The 25,951-nt window shown below is 60.0% G+C and carries 23 protein-coding genes; 21 read left to right on the forward strand and 2 right to left on the reverse strand.

Annotation, left to right across the window (positions count from 1 at the left end; translation table 11 throughout):
• The first annotated feature begins 9 nt into the window (after positions 1 to 9).
• From ccoO to AC1DWZ_RS11070, 21 genes are all read left to right on the forward strand, one after another.
• Positions 10 to 762, forward strand: a complete 753-nt coding sequence (gene ccoO, locus AC1DWZ_RS10970) for a cytochrome-c oxidase, cbb3-type subunit II (protein WP_477168922.1) — start codon at positions 10 to 12, stop codon at positions 760 to 762.
• Positions 759 to 932 carry a cbb3-type cytochrome oxidase subunit 3 gene (locus AC1DWZ_RS10975; protein WP_477168923.1) on the forward strand — a complete coding sequence of 58 codons (174 nt, stop codon included), beginning with the start codon at positions 759 to 761 and terminating at the stop codon, positions 930 to 932. The genes ccoO and AC1DWZ_RS10975 overlap by 4 nt, the downstream gene beginning before the upstream one ends.
• Positions 925 to 1,794 (forward strand): cytochrome-c oxidase, cbb3-type subunit III, encoded by an 870-nt coding sequence (ccoP, locus tag AC1DWZ_RS10980; protein WP_477168924.1) that lies wholly within the window; start codon positions 925 to 927, stop codon positions 1,792 to 1,794. Before AC1DWZ_RS10975 ends, ccoP begins: the two co-directional genes overlap by 8 nt.
• 31 nt (positions 1,795 to 1,825) lie before the next feature.
• Positions 1,826 to 3,244, forward strand: coding sequence for a cytochrome c oxidase accessory protein CcoG (gene ccoG / locus AC1DWZ_RS10985; RefSeq protein WP_477168925.1), 1,419 nt, complete (start codon positions 1,826 to 1,828; stop codon positions 3,242 to 3,244).
• The gene (locus AC1DWZ_RS10990; protein ID WP_477168926.1) at positions 3,213 to 3,710 is read left to right on the forward strand and encodes a FixH family protein; all 498 of its coding nucleotides are present in this window, start codon (positions 3,213 to 3,215) and stop codon (positions 3,708 to 3,710) included. The genes ccoG and AC1DWZ_RS10990 overlap by 32 nt, the downstream gene beginning before the upstream one ends.
• Positions 3,707 to 6,085 carry a heavy metal translocating P-type ATPase gene (locus AC1DWZ_RS10995; protein ID WP_477168927.1) on the forward strand — a complete coding sequence of 793 codons (2,379 nt, stop codon included), beginning with the start codon at positions 3,707 to 3,709 and terminating at the stop codon, positions 6,083 to 6,085. Before AC1DWZ_RS10990 ends, AC1DWZ_RS10995 begins: the two co-directional genes overlap by 4 nt.
• Complete coding sequence (gene ccoS, locus AC1DWZ_RS11000) at positions 6,082 to 6,249, forward strand: cbb3-type cytochrome oxidase assembly protein CcoS (protein WP_477168928.1); 168 nt, start codon at positions 6,082 to 6,084, stop codon at positions 6,247 to 6,249. The genes AC1DWZ_RS10995 and ccoS overlap by 4 nt, the downstream gene beginning before the upstream one ends.
• A gap of 176 nt (positions 6,250 to 6,425) precedes the next feature.
• Entirely contained in the window at positions 6,426 to 7,301 is an 876-nt protein-coding gene (locus AC1DWZ_RS11005) for a universal stress protein (protein ID WP_477168929.1), read from the forward strand.
• 256 nt (positions 7,302 to 7,557) lie between these two features.
• Entirely contained in the window at positions 7,558 to 8,541 is a 984-nt protein-coding gene (locus tag AC1DWZ_RS11010) for a sugar-binding transcriptional regulator (protein ID WP_477168930.1), read from the forward strand.
• Between the two features lie 24 nt (positions 8,542 to 8,565).
• Positions 8,566 to 10,008 carry an extracellular solute-binding protein gene (locus tag AC1DWZ_RS11015; RefSeq protein ID WP_477168931.1) on the forward strand — a complete coding sequence of 481 codons (1,443 nt, stop codon included), beginning with the start codon at positions 8,566 to 8,568 and terminating at the stop codon, positions 10,006 to 10,008.
• A 95-nt stretch (positions 10,009 to 10,103) separates the two neighbouring features.
• Positions 10,104 to 11,051: a carbohydrate ABC transporter permease gene (locus AC1DWZ_RS11020; RefSeq protein ID WP_477168932.1), complete on the forward strand. Its 948-nt coding sequence runs from the start codon at positions 10,104 to 10,106 to the stop codon at positions 11,049 to 11,051.
• 9 nt (positions 11,052 to 11,060) lie between these two features.
• Positions 11,061 to 11,918 carry a carbohydrate ABC transporter permease gene (locus AC1DWZ_RS11025; RefSeq protein WP_477168933.1) on the forward strand — a complete coding sequence of 286 codons (858 nt, stop codon included), beginning with the start codon at positions 11,061 to 11,063 and terminating at the stop codon, positions 11,916 to 11,918.
• 3 nt (positions 11,919 to 11,921) lie between these two features.
• On the forward strand, positions 11,922 to 13,022 hold the full coding sequence (locus AC1DWZ_RS11030; RefSeq protein WP_477168934.1) for an ABC transporter ATP-binding protein: 1,101 nt from the start codon (positions 11,922 to 11,924) through the stop codon (positions 13,020 to 13,022).
• A gap of 11 nt (positions 13,023 to 13,033) precedes the next feature.
• Positions 13,034 to 14,176, forward strand: coding sequence for an ABC transporter ATP-binding protein (locus AC1DWZ_RS11035; RefSeq protein ID WP_477168935.1), 1,143 nt, complete (start codon positions 13,034 to 13,036; stop codon positions 14,174 to 14,176).
• 3 nt (positions 14,177 to 14,179) lie between these two features.
• Positions 14,180 to 15,742 carry an FGGY family carbohydrate kinase gene (locus AC1DWZ_RS11040; RefSeq protein ID WP_477168936.1) on the forward strand — a complete coding sequence of 521 codons (1,563 nt, stop codon included), beginning with the start codon at positions 14,180 to 14,182 and terminating at the stop codon, positions 15,740 to 15,742.
• Positions 15,742 to 16,785: a 2-hydroxyacid dehydrogenase gene (locus AC1DWZ_RS11045; RefSeq protein ID WP_477168937.1), complete on the forward strand. Its 1,044-nt coding sequence runs from the start codon at positions 15,742 to 15,744 to the stop codon at positions 16,783 to 16,785. The genes AC1DWZ_RS11040 and AC1DWZ_RS11045 overlap by 1 nt, the downstream gene beginning before the upstream one ends.
• Before the next feature lie 12 nt (positions 16,786 to 16,797).
• Positions 16,798 to 17,550: a class II aldolase/adducin family protein gene (locus tag AC1DWZ_RS11050; protein WP_477168938.1), complete on the forward strand. Its 753-nt coding sequence runs from the start codon at positions 16,798 to 16,800 to the stop codon at positions 17,548 to 17,550.
• A gap of 41 nt (positions 17,551 to 17,591) precedes the next feature.
• Positions 17,592 to 19,133 carry a glycerol-3-phosphate dehydrogenase gene (locus AC1DWZ_RS11055; RefSeq protein ID WP_477168939.1) on the forward strand — a complete coding sequence of 514 codons (1,542 nt, stop codon included), beginning with the start codon at positions 17,592 to 17,594 and terminating at the stop codon, positions 19,131 to 19,133.
• Positions 19,120 to 20,412: an FGGY-family carbohydrate kinase gene (locus AC1DWZ_RS11060; RefSeq protein WP_477168940.1), complete on the forward strand. Its 1,293-nt coding sequence runs from the start codon at positions 19,120 to 19,122 to the stop codon at positions 20,410 to 20,412. The genes AC1DWZ_RS11055 and AC1DWZ_RS11060 overlap by 14 nt, the downstream gene beginning before the upstream one ends.
• A complete protein-coding gene (locus AC1DWZ_RS11065; protein ID WP_477168941.1) occupies positions 20,409 to 21,287 on the forward strand; it encodes a TIGR01459 family HAD-type hydrolase in 879 nt (292 codons plus the stop codon). The genes AC1DWZ_RS11060 and AC1DWZ_RS11065 overlap by 4 nt, the downstream gene beginning before the upstream one ends.
• 11 nt (positions 21,288 to 21,298) lie before the next feature.
• The gene (locus tag AC1DWZ_RS11070; protein WP_477168942.1) at positions 21,299 to 22,333 is read left to right on the forward strand and encodes a class II aldolase/adducin family protein; all 1,035 of its coding nucleotides are present in this window, start codon (positions 21,299 to 21,301) and stop codon (positions 22,331 to 22,333) included.
• Here AC1DWZ_RS11070 and rhaI read toward each other — a convergent pair whose 3' ends face one another.
• Together rhaI and AC1DWZ_RS11080 are read right to left on the reverse strand one after the other, a co-directional pair.
• The gene (gene rhaI, locus AC1DWZ_RS11075; protein ID WP_477168943.1) at positions 22,334 to 23,632 is read right to left on the reverse strand and encodes an L-rhamnose catabolism isomerase; all 1,299 of its coding nucleotides are present in this window, start codon (positions 23,630 to 23,632) and stop codon (positions 22,334 to 22,336) included. It abuts the gene before it with no gap.
• Positions 23,633 to 23,655: 23 nt separating this feature from the next.
• On the reverse strand, positions 23,656 to 25,737 hold the full coding sequence (locus tag AC1DWZ_RS11080) for a bifunctional rhamnulose-1-phosphate aldolase/short-chain dehydrogenase (protein ID WP_477168944.1): 2,082 nt from the start codon (positions 25,735 to 25,737) through the stop codon (positions 23,656 to 23,658).
• Positions 25,738 to 25,951 lie beyond the last annotated feature (214 nt).

Here is a 25,951-nt window from a genome sequence, read left to right on the forward strand (position 1 = left end):
GGGCTTGCCATGATTAAGCACGAACGCTTCGAAACGAATTCCATCGTCCTGTTGGTCGGCATCCTGCTGACAATCGCCATCGGCGGGTTGGTGGAAATCGTTCCCTTGTTCACCATCGGCGAGACGATCGAAAAGGTCGAGGGCGTTCGTCCCCTCAGCCCACTCGAACTGGCTGGCCGCAACGTCTACATCTCGGAGGGCTGCTACAATTGCCATAGCCAGCAAATCCGCCCGTTCCGCGACGAGGTTGAACGCTATGGTCATTACAATCTCGCTGCCGAAAGCATCTATGACCATCCGTTCCAATGGGGCTCGAAGCGAACCGGACCCGATCTGGCGCGCATTGGCGGAAAATACTCCAACGATTGGCAGGTGGCGCATTTGATCGATCCACGCTCCGTCGTGCCGGAATCGATCATGCCGACCTATCCGCATCTGGCGACCGAACTGGTCGACCCGTCGCGGATCGGTGCTGACCTGCAGGCGCTCAAGATGGTTGGCGTGCCATATTCCGACGACATGATCGCCGACGCGACCGCCGATATGGTGGCGCAAGCGACGCCCGATGCGGATACGGAAAAGCTGCTGCAGCGATACCCCAAGGCCGCCATCGGCGATCTGGACGGCGATCCCACCAAGATCACCAAGATGGACGCCCTTATCGCCTATCTGCAATCACTCGGCCGGATGGTCGATTTCACGACCTATCGGCCGGAACTCAACACTGCCGCCAATGCGGCCGGTGACGGGAGTCAGCCATGACGATGCATGAACTTTCCAGCCTGGCGCGCGAACTCTGGGTCGTCTGGCTGCTGATCATTTTCGGCGTCATCGTCTTCTACGCCTATCGCAAGCGGAACAAGGACTACTTCGCCGATTGCGCCCAGATACCCTTTCGACACGATGCTGAGGAGATGAACGATCATGGCTGAAATCGAGCGTGATCACGCCACGGGCGTTCAAACCACTGGCCACGAATGGGATGGCATCAAGGAATTGAACAACCCGCTGCCACGCTGGTGGCTGCTGGTCTTCTATGCCTGCATCATCTACGGCCTGGGTTACACGGTCTTCTATCCGGCGTGGCCGTCATTGAGCAATTATACCAAGGGTGTCCTCGGCTACAACTCTCATGCCGACTACTATACGGAGGCTAGCGCCGCGGCCTTTGCGCAAAAGGAATTCACCGACAAAATCTCGACTATCAGTGTCGAGGAAATCGAGAAAGACCCGCAGCTTCTTGCCTTCTCTCTGGCGGGCGGCCAAGCAGTGTTCAATGAGAACTGCGCGCAATGCCACGGTGTCGGCGGGCAGGGGCAGAAATTCTATCCGATCTTGGCCGACGATAATTGGCTCTGGGGTGGCAAGCTTGCCGATATCGAACAGACTGTCCGTCATGGGATCCGTTCGCCGGACGACGAAGGGACGCGCCAGTCGCAAATGCCGCGCTTTGGCGCCGACAGCATTCTCGATAAAGCGGCAGTTGCCGATGTCACGGAGTATGTGGCGTCTCTGACGAATGCCGAGGTCGATGCCGCTGCCCGCGATCGCGGCGCCAAGATCTTTGCTGATAATTGTGTCGCCTGCCATGGCGAGAATGCGGGCGGCAAACCGGAACTTGGCGCGCCTTCTCTGACCAACAACATCTGGCAATTTACCGGCGATCGGACGGCGTTTGCAGCGCAGATCAATTCGCCGCGCCACGGCGTCATGCCGGCCTGGCAGGGCCGCCTCAGCGATGAGCGCATCAAGATGGTGACGATTTATGTGCACAGCCTCAGCGGCGGGCAATAGGTAGCGCAATGCACAGAATGCCTGATCTAAAATGACCACGCAGGACATCACGACCAAAAGCCTCTTTGCTGCGCAGCAGAAGATATATCCACAACGGGTCTTCGGCCGCTTTCGCTTGATCAAATGGCTGGTTCTGGGTGTCCTGCTGGGGCTCTATTACATCATCCCCTGGTTACGCTGGGATCGCGGCCCGGGCGTTCCGGATCAGGCCGTCCTGCTCGATCTTACCGGCAGGCGCGGCTACTTCTTCTGGATCGAGATCTGGCCACAGGAGGTTTACTATTTCGCTGGCCTCCTGATGCTGGGAGCATTCGGCCTGTTCCTGGCCACTGCTTTGCTGGGGCGTGTCTGGTGTGGTTTTACCTGTCCACAGACCGTGTGGACGGATTTGTTCCTGTTCGTTGAGCGCTGGATCGAGGGTGACCGAAACAAGCGCATCAAGCTGGACAAGGAATCTTGGGGCGCGCACAAAATTGTCCTCAAGCTAGCCAAGCACAGCGTGTGGCTGCTCATTGCGCTGCTTACCGGCGGTGCTTGGGCCATGTACTACAGTGATGCGCCGACCCTGGTGCGCGAGGTCTTCACCGGTCAGGCAAGTGCCACGCAATATGGGTTCATTGCCCTCTTTACCGGCACGACCTATCTCCTCGCCGGATGGGCGCGAGAGCAGGTATGCATCTATATGTGCCCCTGGCCTCGTTTCCAGGCTGCGATGTTCGATGAGCGGACATTGCTCGTGACCTATGAGGAGTGGCGTGGTGAGCCGCGTGGCAAGGTCAAAGCAGTGTCAGCTTCGGGTGAAAAGATGGGCGACTGCATCGATTGCGGCCTGTGCCATCATGTGTGCCCTACCGGCGTCGATATTCGATTGGGCCAGCAGCTCGCCTGCATCGGCTGCGGCCTGTGCATCGACGCCTGCAACGGTGTCATGGCCAAAATCGGCCGGCCGAGCGAGCTGATCACCTATGACTCGCTCCACAATCAGGCCGAACGGGCGGCGGGGCGCCCGACACACCAGCGCTTCATCAGGCCTCGCACCATGTTCTATGGGGTCGTCATTCTCTTCATTGCGGCGGCAATGGCCATGTCCCTGGGCTGGCGGGCGCGGGTAGAAGTGTCGTTGCAAGCCGACCGGTCGCCGCTCTTTGTGCGTTTGAGCAACGGCAGCATCCAGAACGGCTACAGCATCAAAATCCTCAACATGCTGCGTGAGCCTGGGCGCTACACGGTCGATGTCGCCGGCATCGACCAGGTGCAGGCCAAATTGATCGGGCAAGCCGGCAATATCGTGACCGTACCGGGCGATTCCGTCGGCACCTTCAGGCTGCTGCTCCATGCCCCGCTCCGCAGCCTGTCGGAAAAATCGACCCCTATCACCGTGACCATCGAGGACCAGGCAACACATGAAAGAAGCAGTCATGACGCTATCTTCAGCGGCCCAGCCGATTAGGCGCGCCTTGTGGGTGCCGGGATTGTTTGTTCTCGGTTTCCTCATCGTCATTGCGGTGAATGGTATCCTTATTTTCGAGGCGGTCAGGAGCTTCAGCGGTTTGGAGACGGACAGCGCCTATGAAAAGGGGCTGCACTATAACCAGGCCTTGGCTGCAGCGGCCGACAATGCGCGGACTGGCTGGTATGCCGAGCCAACGATTACGGCCGGCAAGACTGCGGAAAGGCAGCTGCAGATCCTGGTGACAGATCGCATGGGGGCGCCGGTCAAATCGTTGCAGGTTCAAGCGGTCCTCGTGCGCCCGACCAATGCCGGCATGGATACCTCGCTTAAGCTTACCGACCTCGGTGAGGGCCGCTATGGCGCGGCCTTCACGCCCAAAGGCCTGGGCAATTGGGAATTGCGCATCAGCGCGCGGTCCGGTGATACGGCCTGGCAACAGGTGCAAAGGATCTTCCTGCAATGATCCTGCAGCCTGTCTCCGCCCGGCCGGATGCCAGCAAATGTCTGCATTGCGGCAACGACGTCGATGGGGCTGGTAAATATTGCTGTCCCGGCTGCGCGGCCGCACATCATTTGATTGGTGACCTTGGCCTTGGCGCCTATTACCAGCGGCGCATCCTCGACGTCACACAGCGGAAGCCAAGGCCGGACGATGACCATCTGGTCAGCGATCTGGCGGCATGGACGCGGTCCTTGGATGCCGATCGCCGCGAGATCACGCTTCTGATCGATGGCCTGCATTGTGGCGCCTGCGTTTGGCTGATTGAGCAGTTTCTGTTGCAGCAGCCGGGTGTCATCAATGCCCGCGTGGCCCTGACGACACGGCGCCTTACCATTGTCTGGGAGGCAAAGACAGTCGACCCCGCCATTCTGGTGACCGGCGTACAGCGGCTGGGCTATCGGTTGGTACCACTCGACCCGACCTGTCTCGCCGGCCGTGAGGAAGCTGAGGTCAAGCAGCTGTTGCGCTATCTGGCGGTCGCCGGGTTTGCTGCCGGCAACATCATGCTGCTCTCGGTATCGGTCTGGTTGGGAGCCGATCCCGCGACGCGCGACCTGTTGCATTGGGTTTCGGCGATGATTGCCATTCCCGCGATTGCCTATGCCGGCCGGCCGTTCTTCCGGTCAGCCTGGGGCGCGCTGCGGGCCCGGCGTACGAACATGGACGTGCCGATCTCGCTGGCGGTCATCCTGGCACCAAGCCTCAGCCTGTTCGAGACCTTTACTGGCGGCCAGCATGCCTATTTTGATTCTGCCGTCACCCTGTTGTTCTTCCTGTTAATCGGGCGCTTTCTCGATCACCGGGCGCGGCGGGCCGCACGCGCCACGGCCGAACAGCTCCTGGCCTTGAATGCGGAAGCGGCGACGGTGATTGGAACCGATGGCGCATTGCAGGATGTGCAGCCGCGCCAGCTCTTGGCCGGCCAACGGGTGCTGGTAGCTGCCGGCGGCCGCATTCCGGCCGACGGCAAAGTCATAGCCGGGAGCAGCCGGGTCGACCTGCAGATGATTTCCGGTGAATCCATCCCAGCCGATATCGTGCCGGGAATGGATGTCTATGCCGGGACGCTGAACCTTGAGGTGCCGTTGACCATCGCCGTGGAGAAGGTCGGCGAATCGACTCTGCTGGCCGACATCATCCGCCTGATGGAAGCTGCGGAGGCGCGCCGCGGCCGCTTCGTGCGGATTGCCGAGCGGGTCGCGCGCTTCTATTCGCCGGTTGTCCATCTCACGGCATTGGTGACCTTTGTTGCCTGGGTATTCCTGGGAGGCATGGCCTGGCAGGATGCCCTGCTGATCTCGATCGCGGTGCTGATCATCACCTGCCCCTGTGCATTGGCGCTGGCGGTGCCAGCCGTCCAGGTCGTCGCCAGCCAGCGCCTGCTGAAGGCTGGGGTGCTGATGAAGGCGCCGGACGCGCTCGAGCGGTTGCGCAAGGTCGATTACATTCTGCTCGACAAGACCGGAACCCTGACCATCGGCCGACCGGTCCTGCAATCCTGCAGTGACCCCGCCATGCTGGCAAAGGCGGCGGCCGTCGCCTGTAATAGTCGGCACCCGCTATCGGTTGCACTCCGCCGGGCGGCGGGATTGGTCGCTGCTGTCGAAAATGTGCTGGAAATGCCGGGGCAGGGCCTGGAGTGGCATGGGCCCGATGGCATCTGGCGCCTTGGCAGCGCTAAATTCACCGGCGAGCAGGAAACTTTCTCGACGGCACTGACGCTTTGGCTCGTCGGGCCGAACGGGCAGGGGGCGACCTTCCAGTTTGCCGATCCGATGCGCAGCGACGCGGTTGCTGTGATCGAGCATCTCCGGAAGCTCGGCCCCGTTGAGATCTGCTCGGGCGACCGCATGGCAACCGTGGCGGCGACAGCGGCCGCGGCCGGCATCGAAACCTGGCGCGCCCAGCAATTGCCGGCTGACAAGGTGCGCCGGCTGGAAGAGCTCCGTGCCCAGGGCAAGCATGTCCTGATGATCGGGGATGGCATCAACGACGCGCCGGCCCTGCGGGCGGCTTCTGTGTCCATGGCGCCGGCGAGCGGGGCGGATATCGCCCAGAATGCTGCCGATCTTGTCTTCCAGGGTGACTATCTGGCACCTGCCCTGCTGGCCGTCGCTGCCGCCCGGCAGGCGGACCTGCTGGTGCGCCAGAATCTTGTGATCTCATTGACGTACAATCTGGCAGCGGTGCCGTTGGCGATCATGGGATTGGTGACGCCGTTGATCGCCGCCGTGGCGATGTCGAGTTCATCGATCATCGTGGTGCTGAATGCCTTGCGTATCGGTCGCTTGAAGGCAGAACGCCCGATATCAAACCCAATGAGGCAACAGGCATGACAGTCCTGCTTTTCCTGATTCCCATCGCCTTGATGCTGGGCGGGCTTGGGCTGGGTGGTTTTTTGTGGGCGATGCGGTCGGGCCAGTTCGATGACCTTGACGGTGCTGCCCAGCGAATCCTGTTTGACGACCCGCCACCATCCACGCCGGGAAACGAGGATTGAGGTGTTGCGAGACAGCATGCTTTTTTGTGAACGGGCCTGACCTAAATCAAGAACCCCAGGGCCTTGGGGTCGTAGAATACCGTCTTTACATGCGGCCAATGCGCTTGGATGGATTAAATGTTGGGCAAGGTCCCAGAATATCGACGTAATTCTCGATCGGTGATGAGGATCCCGCAATGAAAAAGGGGGTCATCCTGGCTGTCGTGACGGGGGCGCCGGCCGATGAGGATGTGCTCGATGTGACCTTCGAGCTGTCGCGCATCTATGACAGCCATATCGAAGTGCTACACCCGCGGCTCGATCCCTATCTGGTCCTTGCTGGAATCATCGACGGCATCAACGGATTGGGGACGTCGGATATCATTGTCGGCATCAAGCAGGATATCGACCGGCGCCAGATGGCAGCGCAGCGTGCTTTTGCCGACTGGAGCGACCGCCACGCCGTTCGGACAGAGTTCGACGCGGGCAAGAATATTACATCCTCGAACGGGCAGCCGACCGCCTCCTGGCGCCAGCATGACGGCACCTATGAGAGCGCCATGATGCAATATGGCCGCCTGGTCGACCTGATCGTGGTCGCCCAGCCGACCGTTGGTGGATCGCGCACCCAGGATACGATCGTGGAATCGGCTCTCTTCGATACCGGCCGGCCGGTCCTGTGCGTGCCGCGCGGCATGAAAAAGCTCGACGCCCGGCGGGTCGCCATCATGTGGAACGGCAGCCTGCAGGCAGCGCGCGCGGTCGGTGATGCCATGCCCTTGCTGGCGGCCTGTGGCAGCGCCGTGGTCGTGACGGCGGGCTTGAGCGACGGCCCGGATGCTACGGAACTGGTCGAAAGATTGGTCATGCGTGGCATTGATGCCCGCACCAGGCGGATACCGGGACCATCGGAATCCACCCCGACAGCTTTGCTGGCAGCCCTGGCCGATGCACAGTGCGGCCTGGTCGTCATGGGTGGCTACGGCCACAGCAAGCTGCGCGAGATGCTGCTGGGTGGCGTCACGCGCCACATGCTGACCGAAGCCAAGGTCCCGATGCTGTTGGCGCATTAAGATCAGGATCTTGCCACCCTGCCGCCCGCGCAATTTGTGCGCTGCGCCATAGCGCCTGCCTCCCTGGCATAACGCTCTGTAAAGGCTCGCGGTTCAATTCGCCTCGACAGCGCCGCCGCTGCGCTGTGTCCGACTTTGGTATCTGCCCTGCACGCACCTGCTTGACAAAGCGGGCCGACTGCCGCCATGCTGCACACATGTACGAGACATGAACTAAAGTTCAATACAAGAAACTCGACAGTGAGGAAGCGTCCAGGTGCAGGGAAACGAGCGTAGCCTTGCGGCACGAGCCGCCTGGCTTTCCTTCATTGGTGGCTATACGCAAGAAGAGATCGCGCAGAAGCTCGGTCTCTCCCGCGTCAAGATCAATCGCCTGATCGCGGAAGCGACCGAGGCCGGCTTGGTGCGAGTTTTTGTCGAAGGCAACGCGGCCGAATGCGTGGCCTTGGAAGCCCGGATCACCGCCCATTGGCAGCTCGACTTCTGCTCAGTCTCGCCGACCGTGGATGATGGCACCTTACCACTCCGCACCCTGGCGGCTGCCGGTGCGCACTACCTCCACGGTGTCCTGGAGCGCGGCGACGTCAAGCTGATCGGCATCGGCCATGGTCGCACACTCGATGAAGTGGTGCGCTACCTACCGCGGATCGCGCGGCCGGACGTGCGATTTGTGTCCTTGCTGGGCAGCCTCACGCGCCATGCCGCCGCCAATCCGTTCGATGTCATCCATCGGTTGGTCGAGGTGACGGGGGCCGAATGCTATTTCATGCCAGCGCCTTTTTTCGCCGATAGCATCGCCGACAAGAAAGTATTGCTGGCGCAAAAGGGCCTGAAAGACGTGTTTTCATTGGCCCGGGCTGCCGAACTTTATGTGGTCGGCATCGGTGAAGTCGGCGTGCATGCCCATATGCTGGCGACCGGCACGGTCACAGACAAGGAACTGCGTGAAGTCAAGCGCGCGGGTGCCGTGGGCGAAGTCATCGGCCGCTTTCTGGACAAAAATGGCCATGCGGTCGCTGCCGAACTCAACGATCGCGCCGTGGCGCTCAAGCTTGAGGAAATCAAGGGAAAATCAGTCGTCGCCATTGCTGGCGGCGCCGACAAGACCGAGGCGATTAAAGCTGTTCTGGAAAGTCACGTGATTAAAGGCCTGATCACGGATGAAGCGACTGCAAAAGCCATTGTCGACAGTCTCGACGGCGGCGACGTTGCGGCCGGAAAGAAAATGGCCAAGCGATAAAAATCCTGGAGAGGAGACAGTACCATGTTTGAGAAAGGGCATGATCTGGCGGCCGCCTTTGTTCGCAAGCAAATCGGGCGTCGGGAGTTGATTCAACGGGCCGGTCAATTGGGCCTGGGTGTGGCAGCCACAAGCTTTCTGGTCAGCCAGGCGATGAGCCAGGCGATGGCGGCCGATTTCGACTGGAAGAAATACAGCGGCACCAAATTGAAGTTGCTGCTCAACAAGCATCCTTATGTCGACGCCATGGTGGCCGATCTTGAGAATTTCAAGATGCTGACCGGCATGGACGTGACTTATGACGTGTTCCCGGAAGACGTCTATTTCGACAAGGTGACGGCGGCCTTGTCGTCCGGATCCAGCGAATATGATGCCTTCATGACCGGCGCCTATATGACTTGGACCTATGGGCCGGCCGGCTGGATCGAAGATCTCAACACCTACATCAAGGACCCGGCCAAGACCAACCCTGCCTTCAATTGGGATGACGTTCTGCCGGGCCTCCGTGCATCGACCTCTTGGAACGGCGTTCCCGGCGGCGAGCTCGGCTCGGCAGATGCCAAGCAATGGTGCATTCCATGGGGCTATGAGCTCAACAATCTCTCCTACAATCAGAAGCTCTTCGACAAGGTCGGCGTCCAGCCGCCCAAAAATCTCGAAGACATGGTTGGTGTTGCCGCCAAACTGACCAAGGATGCTGGTGGTGCGTATGGTATCGGCGTACGTGGTTCGCGCTCATGGGCCTCGATCCACCCGGGTTTCCTGTCCGGCTATTCGAATTATGGTCAGCGGGACTTCACGGTCACCGACGGGAAATTGAAGGCTGCGATGAATACCGCGGAATCCAAGGCTTATCACAAGCTTTGGGTTCAGATGATCCAGGAATCCGGGCCGAAGAACTGGTCGACCTACACCTGGTATCAGGTCGGCACCGATCTCGGTGCGGGCGCTTCTGCGATGATCTTTGACGCTGACATTCTTGGCTATTTCATGAATGGCGGCGACAATAAGGAAAAGGGCAACATCCACTACGCGCCCTTTGCCGCCAACCCAGCCGCGACGGCGCCAACGCCCAATGTCTGGATCTGGTCATTGGCCATGTCCAGCTTCTCCGGCCAGAAGGACGCGGCCTGGTACTTCATGCAATGGGCAGCGTCCGTCGAGCATGATCTGTTCGGGGCCCGCAAGATGGATTTCGTGAACCCGGTTCGTGCCTCTGTCTGGAAAGATGAGGAATTCCGCGGCCGTATCGATAAATCCTATCCCGGGTATCTCAACCAGCATGATACCTCGGCGCCGGGTGCAAAGATCTACTTCACGGCACAGCCCTTGTTCTTCGACCTCACCACGCAATGGGCCGAAACGTTGCAGAAGATGGTTGCCAAGGAAGTTCCGATCGATGAAGGCCTCGACCAATTGGCAGCTAGCATCGATAAACAGCTTGCCGATGCGGGCATCGGAGGCTGACACTTTGTGATGGTTGACGGTGACCCGGCCGATGCCGGGTCACCTCTGCCGCAACCTTTTAAGGTTCGGATGTGTTGTCATCCGGGTACATCACCATGACGTCATTGGATCTGGTTCACGAGAGCATGACCGCCGCCGCAAGTCCGAAACGAAAACCTCGCTGGTCGCTGCGGCGTGCCTTGCCATATCTGCTCAGCTTGCCGGCGCTTCTAGTGTGCATCGGCATTCTGGTGCCGTTCTTCACCGCCGTTTACTACTCGACCCTGCGGTTCCGGCTGAACCTGCCGGCGATGAAGGGCTTTATCGGGCTCAACAATTATATCTCGTTTCTCAGCGACGGCGCCTTTTGGAACACCGTCCAGGTGTCATTGACCTATGCCCTGGTCACGGTGACTGGGGAGCTGTTGCTGGGCCTGGGTATAGCACTCCTGCTGGTCCGCCCGACCAAGCTCAACAATGCGGCCTCGATCATGTTGCTGCTGCCGTTGATGACGGCGCCAGCATTGGCAGCCTTGATGTGGAAGCTGATGACCAATCCGAACTTCGGTATTCTCAGCTATCTGGTGAGCCTGATCGGCTTCACAGATTTCCGCTGGGCATCCGATCCGTCCTCAGCATTGTTCACGGTCGTTCTAGTGGATGTCTGGGTTTATACCCCGTTCATCATGATCCTGCTGTTGGCGGGGCTGCGGTCCCTGCCAAAGCAACCTTTTGAGGCAGCGGCGCTGGACGGTGTCCCGCGATCGTTTGTGTTCTTCCGGATCACGCTGCCGATGCTGATGCCCTATATCATCACGGCGACCTTGTTCCGGCTGCTCGATTCCATGCAGCAGTTTGACATCGTCTATTCCATGACCCAGGGCGGTCCGGGTGACACACTGATGGTGTTCCAGGTTCAGTCCTATCTTGAATTCTTCCAATACACGAATGTCGGCAGGTCGGCCGCGTTGCTGATCGTGCTCTGGGCGATCACTTATGCGCTCTCCAATCTCTTCATCAAGCATTGGCTGAAGCTGCGCGAACGTGCGCATGGACCGGCCTGAGGAAACGCTATGGAACGGCATTCGACCCTTGAGAAAGCAATCCGTGGCGTCCTCATCGTCGCGGTGCTGCTGTTCTTTCTGTTTCCGATCTTCTGGATCTTGCTGATGTCGTTCCAGACCAATGAAGACATCCTGCGTATCCCGCCGAGCCTGTTCTTCGAGCCGACCTTGCAGAACTATGCAGCGCTGCTGACTGGGCGGTTGGAAACGGCAGCCGGGTCGTTGGATATCGCCTTCATGCGCAACCTTGGCAACAGTCTGCTGCTCTCGACCTGTTCGGTTCTGCTGTCCCTGGCACTGGGTGTGCCGGCTGCCTATGCGTTCGCACGCTTCAAGTTCCGGCTGGGGGAAAATATCGCGTTCACCTTGCTGTCGTTCCGTTTTGCGCCGCCATTGCTGGTTCTATTGCCGCTCAGCCTGTTCTTCAAGCAGTTGGGACTGACGGACACCTATATCGGCTTGATCTGGGTCTATCAGTTGATTTGCCTGCCGCTGATTCTATGGATCGTGCGCGGCTATTTCGAGGATATCAGTCCGGACATCGAAAATGCCTATCGCATCGCCGGTCATTCCTGGTGGCGGACGTTCCGCAAGATTGCCATTCCTCTGGCACGACCGGGAATTGCCGCGGCAGGGTTGCTGGCCTTCATCTTTGCCTGGAACAATTTCGTCTTTGCCCTGATTCTTGCCTCGGCGGGGAAGCAGCCAGTCACCGTGGGAGCCTTGGCCTTCGTGACGGCGTCTGGCATCCAGTATGGGCAGATCGCTGCTGCGATTGTGCTGTCGGTGACGCCAACCCTGCTGCTTGCCCTCTATGCGCAGCGGTACCTGGTTGAAGGTCTGTCTCTTGGCGCGGTGAAGGGGTAATCCATGTCGGGCCTTGAGATCAGGAACATTTCCAAGGGTTTTAAATCCGGTACCGTGCTGGAGGATATCTCGCTGTCGGTGAAGGCCGGCGAAATCGTTGTCGTGTTCGGTCCCTCGGGTACCGGCAAGACTGTGTTGCTGCGCATTGTTGCCGGGGTGCAGGAAGCCGACGCCGGGCAGGTCACCATCGACGGTGAAGACATGACGGATGCGTCACCCGATGCCCGGAATGTCGGGATGGCGTTCCAGAACTTTGCCTTGTTTCCGCACTTCACGACATTCGACAATATCGCCAGCCCTCTTACTGCACGCAACACGCCAGCCGGCCGATTGCAGGAACAGGTGACCGGCATTGCGCGCATGTTGAAGATCGATCATGTGCTGGGGCACGCGCCGCGGGAACTTTCGAATGGCCAGAAGCAGCGTACGGCCTTGGCACGGGCGCTGGTCGGGCAACCCAAAGTACTGCTGCTCGACGATCCCTTGCGGAATGTCGATGCGAAGCTCCGCTATGAAATGCGCCTCGAGCTGCCACGCTTGCTGCGGACCTATAACAGCGCCGTCATCTATGTCACCCAGGATTACAAAGAGGCTATGGCGCTGGGCGACCACATCGCCGTTTTGCGCAATGGGCGGATCGAACAATGGGCGACGCCCACGGTCATCTATCGTGAGCCGGTCTCGCTTGAGGTTGCCCGCCTGTTTGGCGACCCGACCATCAATTTGACGCCCTGCAGGCTGGAGACAACCGGGCAAGGCAGCCAGGTTCATGTTTTCGGCCGTGCGAGTGTGGTTTCCAATGCCTTCGCCCACGCCACGGGGCGCGATCTTGTTGCCGGATTGCGGCCGGAGCATGTAGCGGTCAGTGGTGATCCGCTGCCGGATAGCATCGAATTCGACCTCGACGCCGTCATGCCTGTTAACGTCCGCAGCGTCCTCTATCTGCGCGGTCCGGCTGGCGAAGAGGTATTGGCGACCGTAGGGGAGAATGAAGCGGCTCAGTTCGGTCGTGGGCACCGCAAAGTCTGGGTGAAATTCTCACCGCAAGACATCCTGCTGTTTGATGCAGCGGATGGGCAGCGCATCGCGCCCCGCGTAAACTGAGGACGAAACCCATGGCAAGCCTGCTGCTCGACGACATCTCCAAAACCTACGCCCCGCGGGCCAAGGCGCCGATCCGTGCGGTCAAGAAGGTGCGGCTGGATATCAAGGATGGTGAGATCGTGGCCTTGCTGGGATCCTCAGGTTGCGGCAAGACCAGCATGTTGCGCATGGTGGCCGGATTCGAAGAGGTGACGGAGGGGGCCATCCGCATTGGTGGTCAGGAAATCCACAATCTGCCACCGTCACAGCGTGGTGTCGCGATGGCGTTCGAGGGATACTCGCTTTATCCACCTTTGAAGGTGCGGGAGAATGTGGCCTTTGCCTTGCTGCGTGAGCGCAAGGCCACCGCCGACATCAACGCTCGGGTCAGGCAGGTCGCGGAACTTCTGGAGATCAGCGATATCCTCGATCGTTATCCAACCGTCATCTCTGCCGGGCAGCAACAACGGACGTCTCTGGCCCGAGCCTTGATCCGGCGCGCCGAGGTCTCTCTCCTGGATGAGCCCATGTCGCAGCTGGAGCCACAATTGCGCGCCATCGTGCGGGCGCGGCTGAAGGACTATCTGATCGAACACAAGATGACGACCCTGTTCGTCACGCATGATCAGACTGAGGCTATTGCGCTTGCCGACCGGATTGCGGTCATGGAGAAGGGCGAGCTGCAGCAATTCGGCACGCCGGCGGAAATCAAGGAAAACCCCAGCAATCTGTTTGTCGCTAGTTTCGTTGGCGAGCCGCCGATGAATATCTTTGACGCCAAGGTAGCGATGTCCGATGGATATCTCAGGATAGACGGTCTGGGTGCAGGTGGGCAGCCGGCATTCACCTTGAAGGCGCCGTCATTGGATAGCGTTCTTGGTCGCAATATCGGCGTCGGCATTCGGCCACATCTCATTGAGATCTGTACCGGCCACTCAGAGACCGGGCACGACGGCGTGGCAATCGGGCGGGTGATCAGCAATCATTGGCTGGGTGATCAGAGCCATATTTCACTTGATGTCGCCGGCACCAGTGTCGTCTGTGTTACCGAACGGCCGATTGAAACAGATATCGGCCAGACGCTGGCTTTGCATTTCCCGGCGTCGGCCATTCACCTCTTCGATGCGGAATCGGGTCGTGCCTTGGCGCATGGCCTGAACGTGCGGGGACACTGACGCATGGAGCGCGACCTCATCATCGCTGTCGATGCCGGGACGTCGGTGATCAAGGCGCTGGTGTTCGATTTTGCCGGCAATCAAATCGCTGCGGCATCAAGGCCCAATGCCTACCAGACCGGTATCGGTGGTGCTGTCGAGCAGGACATGGCGCGGACATGGCTGGATACGGTCGATGTTCTGCGTGACCTCACGGACCAGGCGTCGGACCTGAAGGACCGGGCAGCCTCCCTTGCTGTTACCGGGCAAGGCGACGGCACCTGGCTGGTCGATCGCGATGGCAGTCCTGTCGCGCCGGCTTGGCTATGGCTTGATTCCAGGGCCGCCGATCTGGTGCGTGAGCAGGAAGCCAGTGGTATTCGTCGCCGGATGTATGCCTATACCGGCTGCGGCCTGAACGCCTGCTCGCAAAGCGCCCAGATGGCCTGGATGCAACGCCACATGCCGGAGGTGCTGAACAAGGCGACCACGGCGCATCATTGCAAGGATTGGCTCTATCTGGGTCTCACCGGCAAGCGGGTGACCGATGTCAGCGAAGGTGTCTTCACCTTCGGCAATTTCCGCACCCGCGCCTATCAACCTGAAATCCTTGACTGGCTCGATATTGCAGATCGGCGAAACCTGCTGCCGGAGATCGTCGATGGCAGCAAGATCACTCATGGCCTGACGGCCGGAGCCGCCAAGGCGACGGGCCTGCCCCTGGGCCTGCCGGTTTCTCTGGGGGCGGTGGACGTTGTGTGTACGGCGCTGGGCGGTGGTCTATATGAGTCCGGCAAATCGGTCGGTTGCTCGATCGTCGGATCGACGGCGATGCATATGCGCTATGTATCTGATGCCGCATCCCTGAATCTTGCACCCGAACCCAGTGGCTACACCATGGCTTTTCCGGTTGCGAATGCGGCTGCCCAGATGCAGTCCAACATGGCAGCGACGCTCAACATCGACTGGATTGTCGACGTCGGCCGCGACGCTGCCCGCATGCTGGGCAAGGAAGTGACACGCCAGGACGCTTTGGCGATTTTCGATGCCCAGGTGCTGGATGCGGGGGCGCAAACGCCTATCTATCATCCCTACATCCATGAAGCAGGCGAGCGGGGACCGTTCGTCGACGCCTATGCACGTGCACAATTTATCGGTCTTACCAACCGGACCGGCTTTGCCGAGCTGGTACGCAGCGTCTATGACGGCCTGGTCCTGGCGGCGCGCGATTGTTATGCGGCCATGGGTCAGTTGCCGGATGAAATCCGGGTGGCGGGCGGGGCCAAGAGGTCCCGCGCCTTGAAGACCCTGCTTGCAAGCGCATTAGGCGTGCCGGTCCGGGAAACCGTGCGGGAGGAGGCAGGAGCAGCTGGTGCCGCGATGATGGCGGCCGTGGCAATTGGCGCCGTTCCCGATATGGAAGCTGCAGTCAAGCAATGGGTAACACCCAATTTGCGGGGCACGATCGAACCAGATGCTGTGCTGAAGGCACGTTTTGATCAGCTCTTCCCGATCTACCAGAAGACGCGGCAGTTGATGCCGCCGGTTTGGGCGGATCTCGCCACCACGCAACGCAGGAATTCTTGATGACTAAATTGAAGGTAGCCGTTATTGGCGACAAATTCATGAAGGCAGCCGCTTTCACGGACGCGCTGGAAAAAGTGCCGGATCTTGCGGTGGATGTGCGAACCAAGGAGCTGCCCTGGCCGGATGAACCGATGCGCCACGGCTATGTCGACGGTGGCCTTGAGGGCCTGCGTGAATATCAAGGTGAGCCGGCGGAGGTGGTAGCTTTCGTCCAGGGCGCCGATATTTTGATCAACCACTTGGCACCGATCAACGGCGCCATTCTCGATCAGCTGCCAAACTTGAAGATGATTGCTGTCTCGCGCGGCGGACCGGTCAATATCGATGTTCAGGCCTGTCGCGATCGCAAGGTGAAGCTGGTCAATACGCCGGGTCGCAATGCTTCCGCTGTGGCGGAATTTACCATCGCGGCTATCCTTGCTGAAACGCGCCTGATCCGGGCCGGCCATGAAGCGCTGCGGCAGGGCATCTGGCGGGGTGATCTCTATCGCTTCGACAAGATCGATGCCGAGCTGTCGGAGATGACCGTCGGCCTGATCGGCTACGGCCATATCGGCACCCGGGTGGTGAAATTACTGAAGCCCTTCGGCTGTCGCATCCTGGTCGCGGATCCCTACCGCGTGCTGTCGCCGGAAGACACAGCCGACGGAGTGCTCGGGGTCGATCTCGATACGTTGCTGAAAGAAAGCGATGTCGTCAGCCTGCATGCCCGGGTGACTGATGAGACCAAGGGGTTCTTGGCGGCGGCGCAATTCGCCCGCATGAAGGCCGGTGCCTATTTCATCAACACAGCGCGTGGGCCGATGGTCAATTACGACGATCTCTATCACGCCCTAAAGTCACGCCATGTACGGGGCGCCATGCTGGAAACTTTCTGGCTGGAACCGCCACCCGTGGATGCACCCTTGCTCAAGCTCGACAATGTGACGCTGACGCCGCATATCGCCGGCGCCTCGACCACAACCGTTCGCATCGCGGCCCGTATGATCGCTGAGGAAATCCGGCGGCATGCGTCGGGTGAACAACCTCTCAACCCCTGCTGAAGGCAATCCGTCATGACCAAGGAAGAACTCGAGATCCGGCGCGGCATCATCAAGGCCTGTCAGGCGATGAACGGGCTTGGCATCAACCAGGGCACCTCCGGCAATATCAGTGCGCGCTACGGCGATACGATGCTGATCACGCCCACCGGTGTTTCCTATGACGATCTGACGCCCAAGGATATTGCTGCCATGCCGATCAGGGGTGAATATGGCAGCTGGTCCGGCCCGCTCGATCCGTCCTCGGAATGGCGTTTTCATATGGATATCATGCGCGCGAGGCCCGAGGTTGGTGCGGTCGTCCACACCCACAGCACCTACGCCACCACGCTCGCCATCTGCAACAAGCCGATCCCGGCCATTCACTACATGGTCGCCGCGGCTGGCGGCCCCGATATTCGCGTCGCACCTTATGCGACCTATGGGACCAAGGAACTCTCAGAGCATGCCATGAAGGCGCTGGAGGGGCGCACTTGCTGCCTATTGCGCAATCATGGCGTGATTGCGACGGGTGCCAACGTCAAGAAGGCGCTATGGTTGGCGGTCGAGATCGAGACCATTGCGCGGCAATACTACCTGACCTTGCTGCTCGACGATGCACAGGTTCTCGATGACGGCGAAATTTCCCATGTCATCGAAAAGTTCAAGAATTACGGCCCGCGCCAGAAGCCGGCGGCGGTACGGGCAAAGCCCGCTGGTCGTGCAGTTGGCAAGACCAAGCCGTCCGTAAAGAAGAAAGCCGTGGCGAAGAAGGCGCGTCGCGGCTAGAAAACGCCGGGAAAAGTCCAGATCAACGGCACAAAGACAGCATGGAACGGGTCGATCTTCTCATCATCGGTGGTGGCATCAATGGCGCCGGCATCGCCCGCGATGCCGCCGGCCGCGGCCTCACTGTGATGTTGTGCGAGCGTGATGATCTGGCTCAAGGGACATCCTCGCGCAGCGGCAAGCTGGTTCATGGCGGCCTGCGCTATCTCGAATATTACGAGTTCCGCCTGGTCCGGGAAGCTTTGATCGAGCGCGAAGTTTTGCTGCGGGCTGCACCGCACATCATCTGGCCCATGCGCTTTGTCCTACCGCACAGTCCGGAGCACCGCCCTGCCTGGCTGTTGCGCCTCGGTCTCCTTCTCTATGACCATCTGGGCGGTCGCCAGAAATTACTGGGCACTCGCGCCATCAAGCTCCGCAGTGATCCGGTCGGCAGGCCGATCAAGACAGAATTCACCAAGGCATTCGAATATTCTGATTGCTGGGTGGACGATGCACGCCTCGTGGTCCTCAATGCATTGGATGCACAAAGGCAAGGGGCGCGAATTCTGACGCGGACTGAAGTCACCGCCGCGCGCCGTCTCAACAATGCCTGGGAGGTTGATCTCCTCAATACCCAGACCGGCGCGCGCAGCACGGTCGAGGCGCGATGCATCGTCAATGCAGCCGGTCCCTGGGTCGAACGGATGCTTGGCAACGTGCAGGGTGCCAGCAGCGAACGACGCGTACGCCTTGTCAAAGGCAGCCATCTGGTCATGCGGAAGTTCTGGCAGGGCGAACACGCCTACCTGCTGCAAAACCATGACAAGCGGGTAATCTTCGTCAACCCCTATGAACATGATCTGGCGCTGATTGGCACGACTGACATACCCATCGACGGCGAACCGGAAAGTGCCAGGATCGATGAGACCGAAATCGATTATCTGATAAGAGTGCTGGAGCGCTATTTTGCCAATCCGCCCAGCCGCGCCGATATCGTTCACAGCTTTTCCGGCGTGCGGCCGCTATACGACGACAATGCTGCCAACCCGTCGGCGGTGACGCGGGATTACGTTTTCGATGTCGACCCGAAGACTGCTGAAACTCAGGCTGCACCCATCTTATCTATCTTCGGTGGTAAAATTACGACCTACCGCAAGTTGGCCGAACACGCGTTGGAAAAATTGTCACCGTTCTTTCCACACATGGGAAAGCCCTGGACGACGCAGGCAACTCTGCCCGGCGGCGATATGCCGGCGGCCGATTTTGATCAATGGTTGGTGGAGTTCCACGCGCGCTGGCCGTGGTTGCCGACACCGTTGGCGCAGCATTTTGCGCGGCTCTATGGCACACGGGCCGATGCGCTCTTGGCGGATGCTGCGGCGATCGGGGATCTGGGGCGCCATTTCGGAGCCCAGCTCTATGCACGTGAAGCGCATTTCCTGCGCAAGTGGGAATGGGCACTTTCAGCGGAGGACATCCTCGATCGCCGTACCAAACACGGCCTCCACTTGACGATTGCCGAGAGGCAGGCGTTCGAGGTCTGGTTCAAGGGGCTCAATGAGGTTGCGGGTGCGCAGGGACGCGGCGATGCCCTTGTCTGACGCGGACCAGCTGTTTCTTGGCATCGATATTGGCACCAGCGGTGTTCGCATCTGCGCGCTTGGCGCGACAGAGCGTGTCGTTGCAACAAGTACCGTCGCGATGCCGGCACCGATTCAACATGGCCCGGCGGTCGAGCAGGATCCTGAAATCTGGTGGCTGGCCGTTACGGAAGCGCTCGGGCATCTTGCCAGAAAGTGCGATCTGGCAAAAGTGGCACGGTTGGCAGTGGACGGTACCTCCGGCACCTTGCTGCTCGTCGACGCGCAGGGAAACCCCCACTCAAAAGGCTTGATGTATAACGATGCCCGCGCCATTGAGGCGGCACAACGCATCAAGGCCGTAGCGCCCGCAGAAAGCGGCGCCCATGGACCGAGTGCGGCGCTGGCGAAGCTTCTGCATCTTCTGCCAACGTTGCCGGCGGATGTAAATCATGTGGTTCACCAGGCCGATTGGATTGCCGGACGTCTCCGCGGCTGCTTCGATTTCAGCGATGAAAACAACGCCCTGAAACTCGGCTATGATCCCATTTTGCGGCAATGGCCGGATTGGTTGGATGGGTTGGGTGTCCCGCGCCGCTTGCTGCCCTCCGTTGGGGTCCCCGGCCATGTCGTGGGACCTATTGATCCTGCCATGGCCGACAGGCTTGGCTTGCCAAGATCGGCCGTCATCTGTGCCGGCACCACGGACGGGGTGGCGGCCTTCCTGGCAACGCGGGCCAATCGGCCGGGCGACGCGGTGACGTCTCTGGGCACGACGTTGGTCCTCAAGCTGCTTTCCGAGAAGCCAATTTTTGCTGCGAGCCAAGGGATCTACAGCCATCGTCTGGGCGATCGCTGGCTTGCCGGTGGTGCTTCGAACACTGGCGGTGCCGCTCTTCTGGCGCAGTTCAGTGCGGCGCAAATTGCAGAATTGACGCCGCTGGTCGATCCAGCCCACCCTACCGGCCTCGACTATTATCCATTACCGAAACCAGGGGAGCGCTTTCCCATCAACGACCCTAACTTTGCACCGCGCCTGACGCCCAGACCATCCAATGATGCGATTTTTTTCCAGGGCATGCTCGAAGGTATTGCCGCGATCGAAAGGTCGGCCTATGCCCGCCTTGCCGAAATTGGCGCACCACAGCTCAAGCGCGTGATCAGCATCGGTGGCGGCGCGTCGAACGCTTCCTGGATGGAAATTCGCGAAAGGATGCTCGGCGTGCCTGTGACGTTGGCCAGCGAGACGGAAGCCGCCTTCGGCACGGCACTTCTGGCCCTGCGGGAGGGGCCGCCATGACGGAGCAGCGCGTCGTGCCAAATATTATCGCAGGATTGCGCGAGGTTGCGGATCACTTCGATGCCGTGTTGCTCGACCAATGGGGCGCTCTGCATGAAGGCAAAGCCATCTTTCCAGCCGCTCGCCAATGTGTGGAAGAATTGCGCCGCGTGGGTAAGAAAATTCTGGTCTTGTCCAACTCCGGCAAGCGCTCACAGGAGAATGTGCAGCGCATCGCCGATCTGGGCCTGCCACCCGACACTTATGACGGCGTTCTAACGTCCGGTGAGGCAGCTTGGCGCGGCCTGCGTGATCGGGACAGCGCGCCGTTCAAATCGCTGGGCAGTCGCTGCTTGTTGATCACCCGCGGCGAGGACCGTTCCATCATTGACGGCTTGCCAATTGCTCTGGTCGACACGCCATCTGACGCCGACTTCATCTTGCTGGGTGGTCTGGATGACGCGATGGCGTCGACCGAGGTCTGGCAAGGCGTCTTCGAAGCGGCCATCGCCCATCATCTGCCGCTGCTTTGCGCGAACCCTGACCTCACCATGTTCGGTGCCGATGGTCTGATACCGGGTGCTGGGGCGCTGGCGGCGCATTATGCTGAGATGGGTGGGGCCGTGACCTATATCGGCAAGCCGCATCCACCGATTTTTGCGGCCGCGTTGCGGGAGCTGGGGAACCCCAAGCCGACCCGTGTCGTTGTCATTGGCGATTCACTTGATCACGATATACTAGGTGGTCGCCAAGCTGGATTCCTCACGGTCCTCATCACATCCGGCGTGCATGCAAGCCGGTTGCGTGCGGCAGCGGATTTGCCGCGCGCTGTGTGCCAGCTGGCAGCAGATCCGGGCAAGGAACCACATTGGATCATCGCGCATTTAGCCTGGTGAGGGAGATTGACATGAATATGCCAGCGGCACTCGAGGGTTTGAAACGCGTCTCCGCGCGCATCGGTCAGAATCTGCATCTGGTTCAGGGTGCCGGTGGCAACACCTCGATCAAGATAGATGATGCGCTGTGGGTGAAGGCGTCTGGACTGTGGCTCGCCGATGCCGCGCGCGACCAGATCTTTGTGCCGGTCGACCTGCAAGGCGCCCTGCTAGCTCTGGCGAACCAGAATGCCACCATGCCGGTGCTGACGCGCTTTGGGGAGATGAAGCTGCGCCCGTCGATCGAAACTTCGCTACATGCGTTGATGAAACACACGGTCGTGCTGCACGTGCATGCCATCAACAGCATCGTCTGGGCGATCCGAACCGATGGCGATGATGCGCTGCGCGACCGGCTGGCGGGACTTGCCTGGGCGAAGTTGCCCTATTATCGGCCGGGATTGCCACTTAGCCAGGCGATCTCCGCACTGACCGCGCGCGAACAGCCGGATGTTCTCATCCTCGGCAATCACGGCCTGCTCGTGGGCGGCCCGGATGTCGACGCGGCGGAGGCCTTGATGGCCGAGGTTGAGCGGCGGCTGCAGCTCAACCCAAATCCAGCAACATCAAGCGATCAAGCACGGCTCCAGGCGCTCTGCGCTGGCACCGACTATCGGCCGGCGGCTTCGGAGAATAGCCATGTCTTGGCAACCAGCGAACGAAATTTGAAGCTTGCGACGGATGGATCGCTCTATCCCGATCATGTCGTTTTCTTGGGACCGGCATTGCCGAGCCTGCCGGTCGGGACGACATCAGTGGCAGCGTTTCTGGCCACTTTCAATGATCGGCCGCCGCCGGTTGCCTTTCTGGTGCCCGGTGCTGGTGCGCTCGTCAGGCAGGATATTCTGCCCGCCGCCGAGGCCATGCTGGAATGCCTCGGCCTGGTCATCAACCGCGTGCCACCCTCGTCGCCGATCCGGTATCTGCCACGTGACGAGGAAATCGCCCTGCTCAACTGGGATGCCGAACGCTATCGCAAGCAGCTGATGGAAGAACGCGCCAAATAACTAAACGATCCCCGCCGACTGCTTCGCGGCGGCCGGACGTTCGTTCTGCTTGTGCCGGCGATACTGTGACCAGCGATAGACGCCGATCGGGTCGATGGCGCCGCCTTTCCGTTGTCGCGCCATACCAAGAATGGGCGCTACATCGGTGTTGAAGGCAGCTTTCAGCGTTTCCAGCGCCATCAGCGCATCGTTCTCGGCCTGTGCCTGTTCGAGACGGGCACGATCGATCAGCATCGCCTGGGCGTAGCGACGCTGCAGTTCCATAGCGCTCGACATCAGGCTTTCAATGGGATCGGTGACATTGTGTGACTGATCCAGCATATAGGCCGGCGCCACATCAAAGGCATTGCGGTCGGCTGCATCGACCAGTTCGTTGAAGATGAGGAACAGCTGGAATGGGTTGATCGACCCGCTGTCGAGATCATCGTCGCCATATTTGCTGTCATTGAAATGGAAGCCGCCCAGTTTCTTGAACTGAATCAACCGCGCCACGATCATTTCGATATTGGTGTTGGGCGCATGGTGGCCGAGGTCGACCAGGCACCGCGCCTTTGGCCCGAGTTCCGTGGCGGCGAGGTAATTGGTGCCCCAATCGGCAATGACCGTCGAATAGAAAGCTGGTTCATAGAGTTTGTGTTCGATGAACATATGCCAGTCGGCGGGCAGGGCCTGATAGATCGCCTTGGTGCTTTCCAGGTAGCGCTCCAGCGCGCGGGTGAAATGCTGCTGGCCGGCGAAATTCGAGCCGTCGCCAATCCAGACGGTCAGCGCCTTCGACCCCAGTGCCTTGCCGAGTTCGATACATTCGATATTGTGCGCCACCGCCTGCTCACGCACGGACCGGTCGGTGTTGGTCAGGCTGCCGAATTTGTAGGACAGCTTCTGATTGGCGGCGTCCTGGAACGTGTTGGAATTGACCGCATCAAAACCGAGGCCAAGCTCAGCGGCAAGATCACGTGTCGCCCCGATGTCACTGGGCTTGTCCCAGGGAAAATGCAGCGAGACGGTCGGTGTGGCGCGGGTCAGGCGATGGATCGTTGAACAATCTTCCAGCTTGTCGAAGATGTGACGCGGCTCGCCGATACCGGGATAGCGGGCAAAGCGTGTACCGCCTGTACCAACGCCCCAACTGGGCAGCGCCACGCCAAAAGCGGCGACAGCGGCCGTGATGGTCTCGATATCGCTGCCGCTGCGCGCAAGGCGGCGTGCAAGACTGTCGTAATCGTCCTGCAAGGCCGGCAGGAGCTTGGCGTTCTGCGCGGCGACATCGGCCTCTGGGATTCGGTAGCTACCTGACATGACTGCCTCCCTTATCCTTGTGATCAGCGTGTGAAGGCGACGGCGTTGCCGGCGTCGACATTGAGAACATTGCCGGTCGATTTGGGCGCTTCCGTGCAGAAGAACTTGACGGCCACGGCGATATCTTCCGGGTAGACCGACAGTTTCAGCAGGCTGCGCTGCCGGTAATGTTCAGCGAGCTGATCGGTGTCGATTTTATACGCTTCCGCCCGTTCCTGCAGCCAATTCCCGCTCCAGATGTTGGAGCCCTTGAGAACAGCATCCGGGTTGACGACGTTGACGCGGATGCCGAGCGGGGCACCTTCCAGTGCCAGGCAGCGGGCCAGATGCACCTCGGCGGCCTTTGCAGTGCAATAGGCCGACGCATTCACGGATGCCGCCATCGCGTTCTTGGAGGCGATGAAAACCATGCTGCCGCCGACATTCTGGACCTTCATCAGACGGAACGCTTGGCGGCTCACCAGGAAATAGCCCGTGGCGAGCACGGAGATGTTCTGGTTCCACAATTCCAGCGAGGTATCCTCGATGGGCGATGCTGAGGCGATGCCGGCGTTGGATACCAGGATGTCGACACCGCCGAATTGCCGTGCTGTCGCCGTGAAGGCGTCGATCACGTTTTGCTCGTGGGTTACGTCGAGGGTGGTGCCCCAGACCCTGTCCTTGCCATGCTTGCTGCCAAGGTCTGTGACGGCCTGATCAAGCCGGCCACCGTCGATATCTGCGAGTGCGACGCAGGCGCCTTCGGCCAACAGGGCCTCTGCCGTTGCCCGGCCGATGCCGCCGGCACCGCCGGTGATGAAGGCGACCTGGCCGGCGAGGTTCTTCGCCTTGGGCATGCGCTGGAGCTTTGCTTCTTCCAACAGCCAATATTCAATGTCGAAGGCTTCCTGCTCGTCAAGGCCGACATAGGTATCGACAGTACTGGCGCCGCGCATCACGTTGATCGCGTTGACGTAGAATTCGCCGGCGATGCGCGCTGTGGCCTTGTCTGTCGCGAAGGTTACCATGCCGACGCCGGGGATGAGATAGACGACCGGGTTCTGGTCGCGGATCGCTGGGCTGTTGCTGCGTTTGCAGCGATCGTAATAGGCCTTGTACTCCGCGCGATAGGCCGTGAGCGCCTCATCAAGGCTGGCAATGGTGGCCGCCGTATCGCCCTTGAAATCCAATACCAGCGGGCGAATCTTCGTGCGCAGGAAATGATCCGGGCAGGAGGTGCCAAGATCGGCAAGTGTGCGCAGGTTCTTCGAACAGACGAAGTCGAGAACCTCAGGTGAATCGTTGAAATGCCCGACCTTCGGGCGGCCGCTGGTAACGCGGCCGCGAATGACCGGCATCAATTCGGCGGCAATCTGGCGGCGCTGCACCTGATCGAGTGGCTCGGTAGCCGGCCCACCAAAGATAGGTGCCTTGGCCGTCTTTTCCGCAAGCCACGCATCGGCGAGGCGGATGACCCGCAGGGTATTCTCGTAACAGGCCTGTGAGGTATCACCCCAGGTAAAGAGGCCATGTCCTGCCAGCACGATGCCTTTGAGGTTGGGCCGCGACGTTGCCATCTCGCCCAGTTTGAGGCCAAGGTCGAAGCCGGGTCGCTGCCAGGGTAGCCAGCCGATTTCCGGACCGAAGATCTCGGCGGTGAGCTTTTGGCTGCTGGCAGCCGCGGCGATCGCGATGACGGCGTCGGGATGCATGTGATCGACATGCCGGTAGGGGATGAAGGCATGGAGAGGCGTGTCGATACTGGCAGCACGCGGATTCATGTTGAAGGTGCAATGGGACAGATAGCCAACCATCTCGTCTTCCTGGGGCAGGCCGCGATAGAGCCGCTTCAACCCTTCTAGCTTGTCGAGATAGAGGGTCGAAAAGCCATCCAGCTTCATGCTGCCGAGGTCGCCACCCGATCCCTTGACCCAAAGCACGGTGACCGTCTCGCCGCTGAGCGGGTCCTTCATCGGAATCTTGGCCGAGGTATTGCCGCCGCCATAGTTGGTGATGCGCAGGTCGGACCCCAGCAGATTGGAGCGGTAGAGCAATTGCTCCGGCTCACCAAGGGCCTTGGCCTTCTGTTCGTCCCACAGGGAAGGGATGACATTTTCTGCAGTCACGGGCGGCTCCATCGATCATGCGATCTAAAATCGTCAAAATCGCTCATCTGGACTCAGACGAGCCTCGATATACGCCCTGAAATAGGCTTGAGGGGCGCCCAGGTCAATAATTTCCGTCATTTTGCATCGCAGTAACTTCTTTTTGCGATGCAAAATGATTAATGCGTGAGCGATTTTGAACATTTCTATTTGACGGTTCCATGCGTTTCCGGCT

Source organism: Dongia sp. P2_B8 (genome assembly GCF_056404715.1).